20 protein-coding genes and 1 pseudogene are annotated in these 18,163 nt (G+C 28.8%); 5 read left to right on the plus strand and 16 right to left on the minus strand.

The window, feature by feature from the left end:
- Positions 1-164: 164 nt before the first annotated feature.
- The gene (locus ACZ5N4_RS16370; protein WP_464203569.1) at positions 165-512 is read right to left on the minus strand and encodes a hypothetical protein; all 348 of its coding nucleotides are present in this window, start codon (positions 510-512) and stop codon (positions 165-167) included.
- Positions 513-716: 204 nt separating this feature from the next.
- Between ACZ5N4_RS16370 and ACZ5N4_RS16375 the strand changes: the two genes are divergently transcribed.
- Both ACZ5N4_RS16375 and ACZ5N4_RS16380 read left to right on the plus strand, forming a co-directional pair.
- Entirely contained in the window at positions 717-1,319 is a 603-nt protein-coding gene (locus tag ACZ5N4_RS16375) for a DUF3862 domain-containing protein (protein ID WP_464203570.1), read from the plus strand.
- Positions 1,320-1,550: 231 nt separating this feature from the next.
- Positions 1,551-2,270, plus strand: coding sequence for a hypothetical protein (locus ACZ5N4_RS16380; protein ID WP_464203571.1), 720 nt, complete (start codon positions 1,551-1,553; stop codon positions 2,268-2,270).
- A 39-nt stretch (positions 2,271-2,309) separates the two neighbouring features.
- Here ACZ5N4_RS16380 and ACZ5N4_RS16385 read toward each other — a convergent pair whose 3' ends face one another.
- The 6 genes and pseudogenes from ACZ5N4_RS16385 to ACZ5N4_RS16410 form a co-directional block, all read right to left on the minus strand.
- Positions 2,310-2,759 carry an Ig-like domain-containing protein gene (locus tag ACZ5N4_RS16385; RefSeq protein ID WP_464203572.1) on the minus strand — a complete coding sequence of 150 codons (450 nt, stop codon included), beginning with the start codon at positions 2,757-2,759 and terminating at the stop codon, positions 2,310-2,312.
- A 203-nt stretch (positions 2,760-2,962) separates the two neighbouring features.
- Positions 2,963-3,856, minus strand: a complete 894-nt coding sequence (locus ACZ5N4_RS16390) for a hypothetical protein (protein WP_464203573.1) — start codon at positions 3,854-3,856, stop codon at positions 2,963-2,965.
- A 149-nt stretch (positions 3,857-4,005) separates the two neighbouring features.
- Positions 4,006-4,488, minus strand: coding sequence for a hypothetical protein (locus tag ACZ5N4_RS16395; RefSeq protein WP_464203575.1), 483 nt, complete (start codon positions 4,486-4,488; stop codon positions 4,006-4,008).
- A gap of 242 nt (positions 4,489-4,730) precedes the next feature.
- Positions 4,731-5,000 (minus strand): annotated as a pseudogene (locus ACZ5N4_RS16400) (phage tail assembly chaperone); the annotation flags it as partial.
- Positions 4,967-5,398, minus strand: coding sequence for a phage tail tube protein (locus ACZ5N4_RS16405; protein WP_464210980.1), 432 nt, complete (start codon positions 5,396-5,398; stop codon positions 4,967-4,969). The pseudogene ACZ5N4_RS16400 and the gene ACZ5N4_RS16405, both read right to left, overlap by 34 nt.
- Before the next feature lie 3 nt (positions 5,399-5,401).
- The gene (locus ACZ5N4_RS16410; RefSeq protein WP_464210981.1) at positions 5,402-5,647 is read right to left on the minus strand and encodes a phage tail sheath C-terminal domain-containing protein; all 246 of its coding nucleotides are present in this window, start codon (positions 5,645-5,647) and stop codon (positions 5,402-5,404) included.
- Positions 5,648-5,791: 144 nt separating this feature from the next.
- On the opposite strand from ACZ5N4_RS16410, the gene ACZ5N4_RS16415 reads away from it, so the two are divergent.
- Both ACZ5N4_RS16415 and ACZ5N4_RS16420 read left to right on the plus strand, forming a co-directional pair.
- Complete coding sequence (locus ACZ5N4_RS16415; RefSeq protein ID WP_464203576.1) at positions 5,792-6,976, plus strand: class-III pyridoxal-phosphate-dependent aminotransferase; 1,185 nt, start codon at positions 5,792-5,794, stop codon at positions 6,974-6,976.
- Between the two features lie 233 nt (positions 6,977-7,209).
- Positions 7,210-7,656 (plus strand): GNAT family N-acetyltransferase, encoded by a 447-nt coding sequence (locus ACZ5N4_RS16420; protein WP_464203577.1) that lies wholly within the window; start codon positions 7,210-7,212, stop codon positions 7,654-7,656.
- Positions 7,657-8,094: 438 nt separating this feature from the next.
- On the opposite strand, the gene ACZ5N4_RS16425 is transcribed toward ACZ5N4_RS16420, so the two are convergent.
- Entirely contained in the window at positions 8,095-8,565 is a 471-nt protein-coding gene (locus ACZ5N4_RS16425; protein WP_464203578.1) for a hypothetical protein, read from the minus strand.
- Positions 8,566-9,034: 469 nt separating this feature from the next.
- On the opposite strand from ACZ5N4_RS16425, the gene ACZ5N4_RS16430 reads away from it, so the two are divergent.
- Positions 9,035-9,502, plus strand: a complete 468-nt coding sequence (locus ACZ5N4_RS16430; RefSeq protein ID WP_464203579.1) for a hypothetical protein — start codon at positions 9,035-9,037, stop codon at positions 9,500-9,502.
- Positions 9,503-9,564: 62 nt separating this feature from the next.
- Here ACZ5N4_RS16430 and ACZ5N4_RS16435 read toward each other — a convergent pair whose 3' ends face one another.
- From ACZ5N4_RS16435 to ACZ5N4_RS16470, 8 genes are all read right to left on the minus strand, one after another.
- Positions 9,565-10,320 (minus strand): DNA adenine methylase, encoded by a 756-nt coding sequence (locus ACZ5N4_RS16435; protein ID WP_464210983.1) that lies wholly within the window; start codon positions 10,318-10,320, stop codon positions 9,565-9,567.
- Between the two features lie 239 nt (positions 10,321-10,559).
- Positions 10,560-10,946 (minus strand): hypothetical protein, encoded by a 387-nt coding sequence (locus ACZ5N4_RS16440; RefSeq protein WP_464203580.1) that lies wholly within the window; start codon positions 10,944-10,946, stop codon positions 10,560-10,562.
- 531 nt (positions 10,947-11,477) lie between these two features.
- Positions 11,478-11,777, minus strand: a complete 300-nt coding sequence (locus ACZ5N4_RS16445) for a hypothetical protein (protein ID WP_464203581.1) — start codon at positions 11,775-11,777, stop codon at positions 11,478-11,480.
- Positions 11,778-12,488: 711 nt separating this feature from the next.
- Positions 12,489-13,712 carry an SGNH/GDSL hydrolase family protein gene (locus ACZ5N4_RS16450; protein ID WP_464203582.1) on the minus strand — a complete coding sequence of 408 codons (1,224 nt, stop codon included), beginning with the start codon at positions 13,710-13,712 and terminating at the stop codon, positions 12,489-12,491.
- A 112-nt stretch (positions 13,713-13,824) separates the two neighbouring features.
- Positions 13,825-14,328: a hypothetical protein gene (locus tag ACZ5N4_RS16455; RefSeq protein ID WP_464203583.1), complete on the minus strand. Its 504-nt coding sequence runs from the start codon at positions 14,326-14,328 to the stop codon at positions 13,825-13,827.
- Between the two features lie 128 nt (positions 14,329-14,456).
- A complete protein-coding gene (locus tag ACZ5N4_RS16460; RefSeq protein WP_464203584.1) occupies positions 14,457-14,636 on the minus strand; it encodes a uracil-DNA glycosylase in 180 nt (59 codons plus the stop codon).
- Positions 14,637-14,949: 313 nt separating this feature from the next.
- Positions 14,950-15,855: a hypothetical protein gene (locus ACZ5N4_RS16465; RefSeq protein ID WP_464203585.1), complete on the minus strand. Its 906-nt coding sequence runs from the start codon at positions 15,853-15,855 to the stop codon at positions 14,950-14,952.
- A 116-nt stretch (positions 15,856-15,971) separates the two neighbouring features.
- Entirely contained in the window at positions 15,972-17,996 is a 2,025-nt protein-coding gene (locus ACZ5N4_RS16470) for an ATP-dependent helicase (protein WP_464203586.1), read from the minus strand.
- Between the last annotated feature and the right edge of the window lie 167 nt (positions 17,997-18,163).

Genomic DNA, 18,163 nt, shown 5'->3' on the forward strand with positions numbered 1-18,163 from the left:
TGGAATAATCCAGGGCTTTATATCGTTCTATCCAAATTTATATTTTATATTAACACCTATTAATCAGGCAAACTCATCTGGTTCCATTGCATATTCCCTCATCCTAATTTCTTTTAAACGATTCTTCACTCCATATAAACCATCTCATATGTTTAGCTTATGTATTATACTCTACTTATGTTATTAGACATTGCTAACTTGGCTAACTCTTTCATTCTACTTTTTCTTTGCCTATATATATACTTGTTCCCAATTATTTCAGGTGTACCTTTGTAAAAATATTTAAAGGTTTTCTCTTTAACTTCATCATCTAAAATGCTAAGAACGCTTGATACATCAAGCATAGCTTCTTCTAAAAACTCCTGTTCAATTGTGTCTTCATCATATTCAACGCACTCAAACCGTTCAATTACAATATCCCCAAGAGCTTTTAATGTTGCGTATAAATGTTGATTGTTATTCTCAATGCGGCTCTCATAATTATACCCATCAGATACTTTTATCTCTATCATTTTTACCATTCTCCCCTCTTTTGTTTATGTATATATTCGATAATATGTATATAATTTACTTTTTTATATTTAATTGTTATTTCACTCTTCATTAATTGTATATATTCGTCATATCATGTTGAATATTTTTACAATAATGTAATATAGCTGTATAATCTACATGTAATTTATTTGTTTGCAAATATTAGAGAGGGGATAAAATGTATGACTAAAAAATCTATATTTAAAAGATGGTGGTTTTGGGTTATTGCAGTTGTTATAGTAATTGCTGCAATAAGTTCACAAGGAGGAAGCGAAAAAACTGAACAAGTTTCTAAAAATACATCAACACAACAAGAAAAGAAATCTGAACCTAAAAAAGAAGATGCTAATAAAATTACATATGAAAAATTCGGACAAGTTACTATAGGCATGACCTATGAGCAAGTTAAAGGAATACTTGGAGATGGAAAAGAAACTACTTCCTCTGAAGTAAATGGAATGAAAACAGTTATATATTCTTGGTCTAATCCAGGTGGTTCAAATATGAACGTTACCTTTCAAGATAATAAGGCACTTTCAAAAGCTCAGCTAGGGCTTGCTAAAGGTAATGCTAATGTAAATATGGAAAAGTATGATAAAATTCAAACTGGCATAACTTATGATCAAGCTAAAGAGATTTTAGGCGAAGGTCAGGTAACTTCTATGTCTCAGTTTATGGAGTCAACTTCAGTAATATATACTTGGGCTAACTCCGGTGGTTCTAATATGAATGTGACTTTTCAAGATGGAAAAGTAGCAGCAAAAGCTCAGATAGGATTAAAATAGAACATTAGATAACCTCGGTTTATATCCGGGGTTATTTAAATTTTAACTGTCAATAATCTTACTAGAGGTGATAATTTAAAAAGTTATATAAGAATTGATGTACTTTTAACTATAGCTTGTATTTTTATCGTGGGAGTGCTTTGTGGAATAATATTTTATCCATTGACATAATTGGTATATATTTTGTAATAATGGTAGTATATGTTACAGTTGAAAGGGGTACATATAGACATGAATACTAAGCTAATAAAAAAATATTCCGCTATAACTCTTAGCACACTAATGTTACTTTTAGTAGGATTTAGTAGTGCAAACAAAAATACGCAGACAAGCTCAAACCAAACCTCAAATAATGCACAAACTGAAACTAAAAATGAGGTAAAGAAAGAAAGAAAAGCTGAGGGTAAAGCCGTTGATTTAACTGCAGGCAATTTTGTATGTGGTACAGATATAGAACCAGGAATCTATGATTTAACGCCTAATGGCGGAAAAGGTCAAATAACTGTAAAAACACAGGACACATCAGACACAAGTTTAGGTTGCTCTATGGCTACTCTAGGTATGATAGATGACAACGACAATACTGGAATATCCAAAATAAGATTAAAACTTGTTAAAGGTGATGTAATACAAATAAATGGTGTAAGCATAACTCACTTTAAACCTGTAAAAACTCCATTTGTTGATAAAACACCTAAGAATATTTCTTTATATGCTGGTAGATTTGTTCCTGGAGAAGATATTGCACCTGGAAAATATAAAATAACAGCAGTTAAAGGATCCGGAAATGTGTATATCTTCAGTAAAAGTGGATTAATGCAGCAAAATATAGCTGACCATAATACACAGTTAACGAGTGATAATCCAAAAGAAGCTACTATTACTTTGAATGATGGCGAACCTATTTTTGTTACAAATATTGAACAAGTTGATTTTACCCCTGTTCAATAAAATATATGACAGCAAATAAAAATCATTATAAAAAAGCTACTAGCATTTTGTTGGCAGCTTTTTTATTGTATCTCTTATTACTTGTTCTAAGTTTTTATCCTTGAAGGTTACTATATTATCGTTACTTTTGACATTAAAATGAATTCTGCACTGATTTTTTAACGCTTTTCCTCTTTTAGAATGTACTCTAGTTCCAACGTTTAATATATAGTTTTCTCCTACTGTATATCCGTCTTCTGGAGCTGCTACTTTAACTGTTTTGCTATCTTCGTCTAATTGAATAGCTACATTCACTGTATTGCCCTTACTATCTGTTACAGTTATACCTTGATTTTTTAAATCATCAATTCTAACTTCATCTGTAAACTTGATTGTCCATATTTTGTTTAAATCCACTGTTTGGTTATCAGCAAAATTTGCTGCTTTTACATTAGGCGCAACCAATAAAAAAGCACTTAAAAATGTTGTAATTACAAATTTGTTTTTCAACTTTTTATCCCCTTGTGTATATGTTCAATACCAATTATATGCTTTTAGTAGAAACAACTCCATAAACTACAATAAATTCTTTTAAGCAAGTTTGTGTCGTATAATTTTTCTATTATAAAGCAACTCCTGTTTTTATACATTTAAAAAGAGCCTGTATAATCACAGGCTCTTCAGATTGATTACAATTAAGTAAGTGCTTAATTTTATTTAATATACTCTTGTCCTTCAAATATAAAAGACTTTACAGTACTTCCATCACTTGAAAAAGTTAGTTGAAATTCACTTCTAAGTTGTGCGCCAAATGAGTTTTGAGAATCAACATATGACTGTACTATTATTCTTTCTTTATTTTTTGAAAACTTCCAGTCTAATATGTTAGGAAATTTTGCAGTAGACGGTGCTTTTAAAATAGATTTCACATCATTTTGACACCTTACTTGTAACTTACTTGCTTCATCATTACTAATTATATAATCAGTGATTTTTGAAACAACTGCACCATTTTTATACAAAAAATTATCTGCCCATCTTACCATATTGACTTTATTATCTTTTGTTATATACAATATTATATTTTCTACATTTTCAGCCTTTAATCTATACCCCTTCTCTTCTGCGATATTAATTCCATCCAAGCTACTATCATGCTCGATTTTTTGTATTTTATTTATACCGCATTCTTTCAATATATTAATTAATTCTGTAGCTTGCTTTTTATTTGTATTTGTTATTTTCATAACATTACCTTCTTGTGTTGATCCTAATTCACCCTTATTCTTAGCTGCGTATACTGTAACAAGTGATAAAATACATATAACAAAAATTGGTATTAACCACCCTGTTTTTTTCTGTGATTTAAAACTTGGCAAAATATTACTAGGGTCTTCTTTCTCTATATTCTCTGGATTACTATAAAATTTATATTTTTTAAAAAAGAACATTTCTAACTTTATGATCAATGCATATAGAATAACAACAATTACATAGTCTAATACCTTATAGGTAAAAATATGCTTAATTATATTGTATATACCATATAAGAGATATCCCCCTGTTAAAATACTAAGAATTAAAAATATATTTGCTTTTTTTCTCATTATGCTCCCCCCATTCACTACCTAAATATTGTAAAATAATGGAGTATTATTCAACATTATCTTTTCTTAGCTTTATCCATATTCTTTTTTTCACTTTTTACATGTAAATCTATAGAAGCACCTACATAATGTAAGTGCTTTTGCAAATTTTACAATTCAATTTTGTGCTTTTCTTCTATATTTTTTATCAAAGGTCTTAAAGTATCTACTAATTTAGCCGCTCCCTTTATTGCATTTGCTTCAATATCTTCAAATATGATATAAGAACTACTTCCAGAGCTAGTTTCGTAATTTATAACAGCTCTACTAGTGACATTTCTTTTTTCTTTTGTTTTTGGTGCTGAGCCAATAATTGCACCTGAAACTCCAAATGTTGCAGCCCCAACTATACCTTTTATCATACTTGATTTTGTATATTTCTCTATATCCAAATCCATCTCAAAATTTACTGAACGTATTTTTTCTATTTTTAGGTTATATTCTTTATCTCCAAATTCAATAATTAATTTATCTTTATATACAATAACCTTACAGCATATTTTTTCTGGTACTTCTAATCCTACTAGATGTTTAAGCTCAAATTTACCTAGTTCACTATTTTCATTATTTTTCTTCCTTGAAAACAATCCCATTATTTACACCTCCATTAAAAATCAATTTAATATTAGCAGATAACGGAATATTATTCAATATTATCTTTTCCTTCCTTTATTAGCTTTATCTATATTCTTCTTTTCACTCTCTGCATGCAAATCTATACTTGCATATATAAAAGCTTTTTCTTTTCTGCCCATACTAATTAAGGTACTAGGAAGAATTTTTAACCTATGGAGGGCATAGTGAGCATAATTAGCTTCACCGTCGCCCCCCTTAATTAGTTTTTTGCATCTTCTATAAGTTCTTGTAGGCCTTTGTTATATCCGTTCACTTCACTAACTACAGAAGACCATTCACTATACTCTCCATCTTTCATTTTATTTTTCATAGCCTTTAGAAGCTCTTCGACTCCCATAACACCCCAAGCCTGTTGAAGCTCTGCGTTTTTCAAATCTGGATAAGTAGTAGTTTCTATAATCAGATTAGCCATGTACTTGTCCTGATCTGTTTCAATTATTTTCTGTCCTTTAAGAATAGAAATCTTTCTACATTTAATGCTTCTGTCTCAATATCAAGCATTGCCATAGGACACTCATCTAAATTTACATCCTTTAACACTATAGTTTGTGGTCCTACTGAACTTATCGGATCTTCATTTGTAATACTTATGTCAAAGTACGTGTCTACTACATCTTTCATATACTTTAACATAATTTCTCTAAATAAAGATGTAACATAGTAGATAGTCAGTTTACCTTCACCACTCCACCCTACGGCTTTATTCTGATCTCCTCTTTTACCTAATGTTCTTATCTGCTCCTTTTTCTTTTTTACAGTTGAGTCAAGCTTTTTAGCATAAAAAAGTTCTTCATTTCTCCCATCTATAGTTATATATGCTATAGCTTCTTGTCCGCTTATTGTATCTTCAGCTTTTAAGAATCCAATATATTATCTCACCTCCACGGTCATATACAATTTTTCCATAGCATCTATTGGTTGCACTCCAACTCTTGCTGCTACAGAATCCTTATCAGTACCTTTTATAACTTCTACATCTTCTGGAACTACATTTTCTAACGCTTCAATACCCTGTAGCTTTTCTAGGAACTTGATAACATCTTTTTTAAATAGATTTCTTCCATCTACACTGTTATCACCTTTACCAATATAATTAGTCTCCCACAGCAACCTAATGCCATTATTACTTCAAATTTTAAAGGGACAAATAGTTTTGTATCAGTACAGAAGTGCTTTTTTAATGTTGTACTGAATAATTTCAACATATATAATTTGATTATAATCTAAAATTGAAAACTACCAAATAGGGAGGATTATAAAATGAACATATCTAAGTTAGATCATATATTAAATTGCCATCCAATTATAAAGACAGATATTATAAGAGGTGAAAATACAAACCTATTTAGTAAAGATGGTAAAAAAATTATAGATTTTGAAGCCGGAGAATGGTGTACGGCCTTAGGACATAACAATAAACAGATAAATTCTGTTATGATAGAACAAATAAACAAGCTTATTAATGTACATTACAAATTAACAAATGATACTGCAGAGATTTCAGCTATAAACTTGCTTGAACAATTTCACTTTAAAGATGGAAAAGCAGTGTTTTTAAGCTCTGGTAGTGAAGCTGTAGAATTAAGTATGAGACTTGCAAAAATGGTTTCAAAGGGTAGGAAAATCTTAACTTTCGCGACTTCCTATCTATCTGCTTTCTCTAATACAAGCCTTCCTCGTGATAAAAATTTATGGGTTGAAATAGATTTTTTACAATGCAATAACTGTCCAAACAAAGAATGTTCGCACAAGTGTAGTATATTGAAGAATATTGAGTTTAATAACATCGCCACATTTATCTTGGAGTCTGCGACCTGCAGCAGAGTTCTTTTTCCGCCCTATAAATTAGTAAAGTTTTTAGCAAAAGAAGTAAAAAAGCATGGTGGTTCCATTGTTGCAAATGAAGTTACTACCGGATTGGGGAGAACAGGAAAATGGTTTGGATATACTCATTATGATCTTGAACCAGATATTGTTGCACTCGGTAAATCTCTCGGCAATGGATATCCAGTTAGTTCAGTAGTAATGCGTGAAGAAATAGCAAATCAGGTTGAAATGAAAAATTTCGTTTATGCTCAATCACATCAAAATGATCCACTTGGATGTACAATCGCAAATGAGGTTCTAAACATTATTAAGGAAGATAACTTGGTTGAACGTTCAAAAAACATTGGAGAACTTTTCCTTAATCAGCTGAAGAAAATTCAGGAGTCCAGCTTAATTGTAAAAGAGGTTAGGGGAAGAGGCCTTATGCTTGCAGTAGAGCTAAGTGTTAAAAATATAACAGAAATTATATCTGAAAAGATGCTAGAAAAGGATTATTTTATTGGAACAGTTCCTGCATGGAACATTCTAAGATTCTCTCCAGCACTGACTATTTCTGAAAATGATATTTTAAGTATGTGTGAAACTCTGAAGCATTTACTGAAACAACTAGAAAAATGAAGAGAATAATTATCTGCTTTAAACAAGAATCGTGTGCGCTAACTTTAGTTCACAATCGTAAATTATAACGTAACAAAAGTGAAAGAAACATAATAGAAATAATAGTTATAAATATTCTTTCTGTTATGTTTACTTAAATTTATAATTATAATTTTCTTGTGAATTAAATGAACTGTAAAATTATAGAGAAGAATTAATAGGCATAATCAATATCATATATTGGAGGTTTTATATTGAAAAATATATCTTTAAAATCTATTGATAAGAATAATTGGGAAGATGCTATTCAATTATCAGTTACTGACGAACAAAAGTTATTTATAGTTTCCAATCTTTATTCAATTGCAGAAGTTCAGTTTCTAGATAACTTCTATGCAAAAGGAATATATCTTGATAACGAGATGATAGGGTTTACTATGTTTGGAATAGACTGTGATGACAATAATTATTGGATTTATAGACTTATGATTGATAAAGATTTTCAAGGAAAGGGAATAGGTATACATGCAATAAAATTAATTGTTGAGGAAATAAGACACATGAATGATACAAATATTCCACTTATCATGATTGGTTATCATCCTAGGAATCTAACTGCTAAGTTTACATATAAAAAGGCAGGGTTTATTGAGACCGAACTATCCTCTTGGGGTGAGCAATTAGCAAAGTTTATTCTATAAACTGTTGTAAGGTAAAAAAATTAAATTTTCTCCAGTTACCTGAACTACTTAAATTTAGTTCAGATTCTTCTTTTATTGTACAACTAACAAGTCCTACACTCTTGTTTAAAAGAATGTAGGACTATTAATTGCTATAATAAAATTCCAATGTGGGATAGAGGATATTTATGTAGATATAGTTTATACAGTTATAGAATAATTATTACAGAATTTATATAACATTGCTTAACCTACATTAAAGTGGTTATAATTCAATATGTGTTCCTATACTGGGATGCTTCCTTATAAAACTCATAGAGCTGGCTTAGTAGCAGCTTATTTTTTATATAATTCCTGTTTTGTAAATTAATTAAAGCCTGCATCAATAATAGATACAGGCTTATATGCTATAATAAAATTTTAATGCAGAATAAAAGGCTCTTAAAAAATGAGCCAGTCTTATTGTAGTACTTTAAAGTAATCTAGTGTAATATCACCATTATCATATCTATAAATGTACTGCTCAGATCTAAGAACATTACCGTTTGCATCATATGCAGTTAAAAAAGTATAGTATCCTCCATTAAATTTAGGTATTGGAACATATATTTTTCTTGTGTCTGTAGATGTAAGATCATAATAATATGCATGACTTTTTGTTTCGCTTATCATGTCGTCATATTCACAACGATATCTTACAGCACCATCTATTGGTCTAAAAGTAATATGTGCATTCTTGACAGTTCCATCTGAGCGAAAATCCTCTGAAAGCATAGCACCAAACATTGGCTGATCTTGACTATAAGATGCCGTATAATTAGCTTGTACATTTTTTTTATTATCTGCAGCTTGTACATTTGTTGCAAATAAACCTGACATTAATACTAGTCCACATAAGGCTGTGGATAGGCTTTTAACCTTTTTATTCATATTAATACATCCCTTCCCATTTGTGTATTTTAGTTACATATATAATATAGCTCTTTTTGAAAATAATGTAAAACTACATATATATCCATATAATTCAAAATAACACTTAATAAACCATTTATTTCAATTTACTTCAATAATGCTTTAAATATGAATAAAATATATCATCTAAAACTATTATGAGTAGTTGTCTATTTGCAATTTATAAAACAAAAATACCCTAAGGTAAAATCATTTCTTTCTAAATTAATAATTAGTTATAATTAATTCTTTAAATTTTCTTCTTCCTGATTTATCTCTGCAAATAGAATAGTCTACCTTTGTTTCAATAAATGACTTTCCTAGAAGTTTAATAGTTACTTAAAATCAAATATATTGAATTAATTGATAATTCATCAATAAAAGTATAAATTTATTTAAAACTATATCGATAAATAAGAAATAAGTTAAAGCTCTAGGAGGAAATATAATGAATAATACTATAGGATACTCTCATTTAAACAATAACTATAATAATGTTAATAACAAAATTGTAGAAAATGAAAAAATCAAATCCCATAATAATTTAGTGCAGTCTACAAATATTCAAGAACAAAATTCAGACTCAATACAAATTAGTAATAATAATAAAACTATAATAAATTTCCAAAAAGCTAAAGATGCATACAAAGAAACACTCTCTCTTCCAGAATTTAAAATAGATTTCAATGGTTGCACAGATATGAGTGCTGCTTTTACTGATATGCAATTTTTTATGGCACAAGAAGGTATAAATTCTACTTTTAGTTCACCTGAATGTTCATTTATGAACTTTGCTGATAATTTAATAGAGTTTTCACAGAAATTTAATAGTGAACATCCTGGTTTTCTTCCATCAAACTTTATGGACTTCTGCCAAAAATATAAAGAAAATTTAACAAAATATGGGTGTGAGTAACATAAGTTTATTTTTTATAATACCCTAGACTGTTTGCCTAGGGTGAAAACTATTTTTTATAACTAGTAATTAGTTATAATTAGCTCTTTAAATTTTCTTCTTCCTTTATCATCCTTACAAACAGAATATCCAACCTCAGCTTCTATTATATTGAAACCTTTATACCACTCTCTTACTTGCTTATGATCATTTATTGTTAAAAGAAACTTGCCTTCTACATTTCTTAGCAAGTCCCTTAATTTTATGTGATGTTCTTCAGTGAATTTATCTTTATAGCCTTTTGTTTCAAAGTATGGAGGATCACAAAAGAAAAAAGTATATGGCCTATCATACTTTTTAATTATTTCTTCAAAATTTAAATTTTCTATATAAGTATTTCTAAGCCTTTCTTTAATCTTTAATAAATTCTCTGTATTAAAAATTTGTGGACCAGGCATTCCAGTAGTTCCATATCCAAAGTTGTCTCCATTACTAGCAAAACTTTGAGAGAGTAAGTATATAAATCTTATAGATTTTTGAATATCAGTAAGAGAATTTATATCTATATTTTTATATTCAGAAAATATATCTCTGCTGCATATTTCATGTGTCATTAATCGTCTTACTTCTTCAGCATGATACTTTAACATTTCAAATAGGCTTACAAGTTCTCTATCTATATCATTTATTACTTCAACCTTGCTTTTTTCTTTTCCAAAGTAAACCCATCCTGAACCAAAAAATAATTCTACATAACAGCTATGCTCTGGAATCATTTCTATAATAGTTCTTCTTAATTTTGACTTTCCGCACATTCTACTAATTGGTGGTTTTAACATTTTCATAATCCTTTCAGCAGAATTACTTAAATTATACATAGTGCCTATAGTTAGATTTAATACTTGTGTAACTTGTTGCAATTGTCTAGTCATTTGGTCGAACATTTTTAAACTTGCTGATACTGTTGCCATAATTTCACCTCTCTTTCAAGGCATAATAAAAGCACCTATATTAAAATAAGTGCTCTTATTATCCAATATAATATTAATTTTTGTTATAATTGTAAAGTATTTATATTTTATTGTTCTTCACTACTAGTCTGACTAGCAGTATTTATTTCTATTATATTTTTTAATTTTGCATATCCTACAAAACTTAATACTATTGATGGGATAACAAATATAATATAAATAATGAAAATAACACCACCTACAGAATATAAGATACCACCTGTAAGTGCAAAACCTCTTTTGTTTGAAAAATATCCTAACCAGTTAAAAATTGTCGCTAATACAACTAAAATCATATGAGGTGTAACTAAGGCTGTTGCTATAGCAGCCCCTGCAAGTTCTGCTCCACCTTTACTTCCAAATATTCCACCACCAAAATATGATATAAGATATAAAGAATATAATGTTCCTAAGATTGCTGAAATTAATAAGGCTTTAGAACGTTTAATTTTCATAAGACCCCTCCCCATTTTATACATACTTTACAACTATTCACTATAATTGATTATATAAGAAATTAAATATACATTCAACTTTTGTTAATTTTTTGTAAATATTTTGCTTATTTCTTAACTTTATTTATAGCTTTACTTTCTTTTTCAACGTGTATGTCTATAGAGCCTTATATAAAAGCTTTTTCTTTTCTATCTAGGAGTGATTTTATGCAGTATAACATCACCTATAGGAAAAAAATAATAGTTGGCAATATATAATTTCCTATAAAGATAACACAGGAAAATGGCGGCAGAAAAGCAAACACGGCTTTGAGATTTCCAGAAAAGGAAAAGAGATTTGCAAAAATGAAGCTGAAAATAAAGTTGAGGAATTGAAAAAGGTAAGTGAAATCGATATTAACAGAACTGAATATAAAAATATTATATTATGGCTTATTTTCTAATGTTAAACGCCATTAAACTCATATTCTAAGAATATGAGTTTAATGGCTTAATAAAATTATATAACATTAAAATTAAACATTCAATAAACTACTCTGTAAGATTTAATGATCCTTCACTTTCTGTTATATAAGGCAATTTTTTAATGATTTTATATACATACTTAAAGGATGATTTTCCTTCTTGTGCAAAGCTCTCTTTATCTACCTTATTAAAAAATAACATCTTGCACCAAAAATCAACGAAATCATCTTTATTTACAAAATAAGTGTTTTCGTTTTCTTTTACAACAAAACCACTATTATAATTTTCTACTATTTGTAGGTCTTTAATTTCATTATTTGCTAATATTGCACATACATCATCCCACATTTTTTTAAAAGCGACCATTCTTATAACCTCCCAGGTTTAATGATTATAACATTCTCGTAATTAGTATATCATATATTATGCAAAATTCATAGCACTTGTTAATAACGAAGTGTAATAATGTATCACATTTTATTGAATTTTTATTAATAATTCTTCATTTTACAACAAAAAACGTTAACTTATCTTTTTTTAATTACTATTGTGTTTTTAGTATTAAAATTTATTTTAAGTTTACATTTCTTAAGTTAACCATAACATTTTTATGTAAATCAATTATAAGCAAAAATAAATTTTATACAGATTACTAAGTAGACTTTAATAGTCCCTTACATAGATTACAATGATAGCGATCAAATAAAAAAAGGTACAAAATTAATTGTACCTTCGAAAGGGGGATATTTTAATGGCTCTAAATCTATATAAATAGTAAAATTGCATTTTTAAGTTTTATTAAATAATAAATATTTTCTTTTGATATTTATTATTATACTCTCATTTCATTTTATTTCAAGTATTAAATTTCGACATTAGTATGTTTAATTTAAAATTAAATATACATCATATAGCTTCTAAAATAAAAAAATAAGAGAAGATAATTCTACATCTTCTCTTTAACATTATATGCAATAACTGCGGAGTTTCCAATTATTGAAGTCTGTCCTCCAGCTATATATTCTGTGCCAGTTGTTCAATACTACATTTGTTAAACATACAAGCACAGATCCTGTTTTATTGTAAGTTGTTATAAATAACATCTCCAATATATTTATAACCTTTGTCACTAGGATGACCAGTATTTGTTCCACTACCGCCGGAATAATCGTTGGCTGCCATTCCAAATAACCCCTGTTTTTGTGCGGTAGTATAATCTTCAAAAAATGCTTTGTAAATATCGATAATACCGGTGTTATAAGTATCTGCTATTTCATACATTGATGCTACATAAGCAGGCCAATTTGTTGTCCATGAATCAGCAGGTTTTTGATTTGGCACTATACACACATTACTACCTCTTCCCTGCCAATAAGTTACTAAGGCTATCATATTTGTTTTATAGTCTTCAACAGGAATGCGGTTTGCTGATTCATTAATACCAAAAGACAAAAGCACTAAATCTGGCGCTGGTAAGGTATCCCAACTTCTTTTCTGCAAAGGTGCATTAAAATAACTTCCCCCTTTACTAGAAATTGCTATTTTATCTACTTCAATTCCCGTTGTATTTGATGAAGCAATTGCGCCTTCTATAAAAATATCTGAGGCTGTGTTAGGGGTTATTACTAATGTATGAGTAGTGTTACTTAAACCTGAATAAGAAACTTTATGTGAGAAACTTGCTGTTTCATCAAAACAATTTATAGTGTCTATTTTTTTACCATCTATTGTTACTGTTGCCGTACCTCCACCTATTGCCTTAGAGTATAATAAATCTAAATCTGTTCCAGTAAAAACTAAAGTTGCAGATGAAGTATTTTTATTAGAAATTGCAAAACACCCACCAAAACCGCCGACATTAGAAGTCACAGTATTAAGAGCACCAGAAACGCTCCAGCCCTGCCCTAAGGTCCATCTAGGCTTAGTACCAGATGGTAATGCACCTTCGTAGATACTAATAAAGCCTTCTCCTGCATTACCATATTGATTTTGTAAGGATGATTTCATTACACCAACCCAAGACTTATTTACTTCATCACTGGAATATTCTCCTCTTGTATTAGACTCACCTATACAATATATTTTTACTTTCTGAGTACTTGTATTTTTCAATGCATTTTTATATTTCAACAGACTTTTATCTATATTATATCCATATTTTTTATAAGGTGATTGCTCTTGAGTCGCTTTCGGTAGTGTTTTAATGTTCTTTGATAGATTATTTTTCTTTGATAAACTTACAAAAATCATCACACAAGATACAGCTACAGCAGAAATAATTATTACTGATCTTCCTCTCATGTTCATACTCCTTTATAGATTTTTTATGTTTTTCTTTCTCCTTTGCTTTAAGTTCATATACTTTAATATTTGTAAAACTCCTATATTACATACATCATGAAGTATGGTTTGTCTACTTAATTTCCTGATCTATAATGTTTAATAATTTCATCATTATCTTTTCATCATAAGATATTCCTGATATTATAGAAATATATTCTTTGTCTCCATAAGCCATATCTGCTCCATAATCTTTACCGCCTTCTGCCTTTATGGTGAAAAATAATTTTTTATACTTGTATTCAACCTTATTATTTTTTATTTCTAATTGAAAGCTTTTATCTACATCATAAACAAACTCTAAGCATTTCCAAGATAATTTGTTTTTATATAAATAAGTTATATGATCAGAGTCTTCTTCTAAATTACGACTCTTACTTTTATTTACTCTCTTATTAGTAAGTTCAATGATATCATTAAAGTTTTTATCATTAGAGGTCAGTGTTTTACTTCCTCCATTTTTATAAACTATAATCTTATTCGGTATAGGTATATTAACATTTATTCTTTCATCTTTTATGTACCACAAAACACTTATCAATAAAACAGAGAATATCGGTATTATTATCTTTTTCATAGTATCAATCCCCCTTAAGTTAAAATTATAGACTTTGCTTATAGGAACTACAACTTTTGTCAATTTATCCATACTTAACTCTTAGTTCATCTAATAATCACTATAATTACAATATACATCATATATTTTTATTTATCTTTAGACTTCTCTATAAATTCATTACAGGGCATTCCTATAGATTTGGAAACAACTATAGATGGAATTTGTTTAGATTTGATTCCATATAATTTGCATCCATAGGGAAACTGTATATCCCATGTAATATAATAATATTTACAATTGTGACACTGTACTTCTTTCCCACCCATTACCTACTGCCTTTACCTTTCATTCAAATATAATTGCTACTAATAGGATTATACCATATTACTCCAATTATATCTCAGACCTAATATTCACAAATGTTTATTTTACTGAAGGATAATAAAAAAAGTAGGATTTCTCCTACTTCAGCCTTAATAGAGCTTAAATTCTACAATTTATCCGATGACTTACCCGCTCTAATACTCCCATCTTCTTCAATTGGGAGTAAAGAGCGGCTATGTCCCTGGATAACGACTTCTAAGCTTCAGATGGAGTCGAAACTCCATCTGAAGCCAAGAATTCTGTTTATAACTTAGATTATTCATTTTGAATGGCTTCTGCTTTTTGTAAATAATCATTAGCAATTTTTTTACATTGCTCAAGTTGTTTCGCTACTTCTTGTTCAACATCTGCTTTCTTTTTTAATAGTTCAGCTTTACTTGCACTATCTTGGGGAAGTGCATCAACTTGTAGCATTAACTGACTTGATTCTTGCTGTAATTTATTTATTTTTTCAATGTATGGTGCTAAATCTTTTTGTTCTTGTTGGTACAAAGCATTAATTCTTGCTTCCTTATTTGCTCCACTATTTGAGTTAGTATTTGCATTACTAATTGAATCAGTACTTTGACTATTATTTGATTCAGCACTTGTATTATTACTTGAGCTGTTAGAACTTGTATTGATATTTCCAGCTGCACCAGAGGCATTACTTGTATTTACTTTAGTATTTCTTTGTACATTTTTTTGTGTTGTATAACTATAATTCTTTTTATTACTACTTATATTATTACTGGTCGTGCCATCATAGCCATTAACAACTGGATCATTTATATTAATATTAGAAACTTGTGCCAATATTTTTTTCTCTTCTTCAGTAAAACCATCAAAAGCATTACCCTCGGCATCTTTAAATGGTGTACTTTCTTCTTTATCTTCAGTAACACTTTTTTCATTAGTTTTAACACTCTTTGATAAAAATACTTTTAAATTTTGTGCAACTAATATTTGCTTCTTAATTTCATTGTCATCCTTTATCTGCAAAGCTTCACTATATGATGCTATAGCTGCATCATAATTACCTATTTTAAATTTATTATTGCCAGAATTAACTAAATCATTAAATTTTTTAGCCTTTATTACCTTATAACCTCCAAATACAGAGCCTAAAAATAATATACTTACTACTCCAGCCATTATTTTTAACTTTTTACTTTTTTCCATATATAATCTTTACCTTTCTGTATTGTATTTCATCAATCACTTATACACAAGTATACCAAAAAATGAAATAATGGTAAATAATCCTTTAGCATTCTATAGACAACTTGTTAATTCATCTAATTTGCCTTTACTAACAAATCACTGCTTTCTAACACAACAATATCAAATTTTCTCTCTATACCATTTTTGAAAGATATATTTATACAGTTGCCCTCAATTGATACTATTTTCCCTTTCCCAAAGGCTTTATGTACAACATACTCTCCAGTTTTATAGTCTCCACTGAAGGTTTTTTCATTCTTCGAATCTTCTTTATATCCTATGCCGCTCTCATTTATAAACCTTGATATTTCCTTACTTTTACCCTTTAAAACTCTAGTTGAAAACATATTTAAGTTTTCTATAGCTCTAGTTGCAGCAACATAAAAAAGTCTTCTTTCTTCTTCTATGTTTCCAGGGATGCTGTTTATATGAGGAACTACCCCTTCATTACAATTAACAATAAATACATTGTCAAACTCCATACCTTTTACTCCGTGAATTGTACTTAAAATAACACTATCTTCGTTTTGAGTTTTTTTATTTAGCTGCTCCTTTATTTCATCAACATGAACTAGAAATGTGGTTATACTGTTAAAGTCTTCAGCAGCTTCCTTAAAGCCTTCTATTATGTCTTTTAGTTCTTCAAAATCATTTTTCATTTTTTGACTATACTCATATATGTAATCAAAATACCCTAGATCATTAACTATAAAATTTATAGCATCTCTTAAGAACATTCTTTTTAGCTTAAGTATATTATTCTCTAATTTATCCATGGCCTTGATTTGAAATAAAGGAATATCCTCTAGATTTTTCAATGTTTCAAAGCAGCTTTCCTTTATTATGTTTCTCCTTACCTTTTCAATATTCACTTTGCTAATGTATCTAAAAGGCTTATTTATTATTCTTATAAAGCTCTCTTTATCAGTAATATCAATACTCAATTTTAAATATGCTAATATGTCTTTGCATATGAAGTTATCAAAAAAATCGTATTCTTTATCAAGGAGTTTAAATGGAATGTTCTTTTTTAAAAAAGTATCTATTAAACTTCTACTTTCTAAATTAGTTCTGTACAAAATTGCATTGTTCCTGTATTCCTCACCATTTTTCTCTACTAATTCTTCAATAATTTCTCCAATTTTTATTGATTGGCTTTTTTCATCTTCAACATTAAAAAAGTTTATTTTTCCTTTTTCTTTTTTGTTTGCTTCTATCTTTTTAAAATTTCTAGTTCTATTATTTTCTATAAGAGTCTTGGATAAATGAACAATATTCTCTTTACTTCTATAGTTCATTCTTAAAAATATCTTCTTTCCACCATCAAAATACTTGTCAAAATCCACCATACAATCTGGTCTTGAACCTCTAAAGCCATATATGCATTGGTCCTCATCACCTACTGCAAAAATAGAATTACCTTTACCAAGCATTTGCAGCAATTCTATCTGAAGTGCATCGGAATCTTGAAATTCGTCTATAAGTATATATTTAAATAACCTTTTATAAGAAGAAAAAAGCTCCGGTTTATTTAAGAATAAATTTTTAGCATTGATTTGAAGGTCATCAAAATCCATAATCTTATTTTCAGCTTTAAAGCTCTCATAGGCATTAAAGCACTCTATAAAAATACTTTTATCTATCTTAGGCTTATAATATTCCATGCATTCTCCACTATTCTTAAAAAGGGATATGTCATTTAAAACCTCTTTAACTTTTTCGTCACCTACAGAATCTAAATAAGATATTAAAATTCCGTTGACTAGCCTAAAGGCATCACTGCTTTTTATTATATTTATATTGCCTATATGTCTACTCAATATTTTATAAAAAAGCGCATGAAAAGTTCCGAAAAAAGGAGCTTTGCTATTATTAGTTAATTTTAGATATCTGTTCTTCATATTTAAGGCTGCTGCCCTTGTAAATGTTATTACTATCATATTACCTGGATTTACTTTTTCATCTCTTATAAGATGGGCAGCTCTATTTATGATTACTGTCGTCTTTCCAGACCCCGGAGGAGCTACCACTAAAACATTTTTTTCATCAGTATAAACTGCATTTCTCTGATAATCATCTAAATTTCCGTCTTTGAACATACTTTTCTCCCTTTATATATTTTAAACACACATTATATAATAAACTCTATTATATAATTATATCAAATAAATTTTAATTATATTGTATAATACATTCTTAGTTTTTTTACGCTATTGTAATAATATTAGTAAAGTATTACAATATTTATATATATATAATTCTTAAC

This window comes from Clostridium nitrophenolicum, assembly GCF_055391695.1.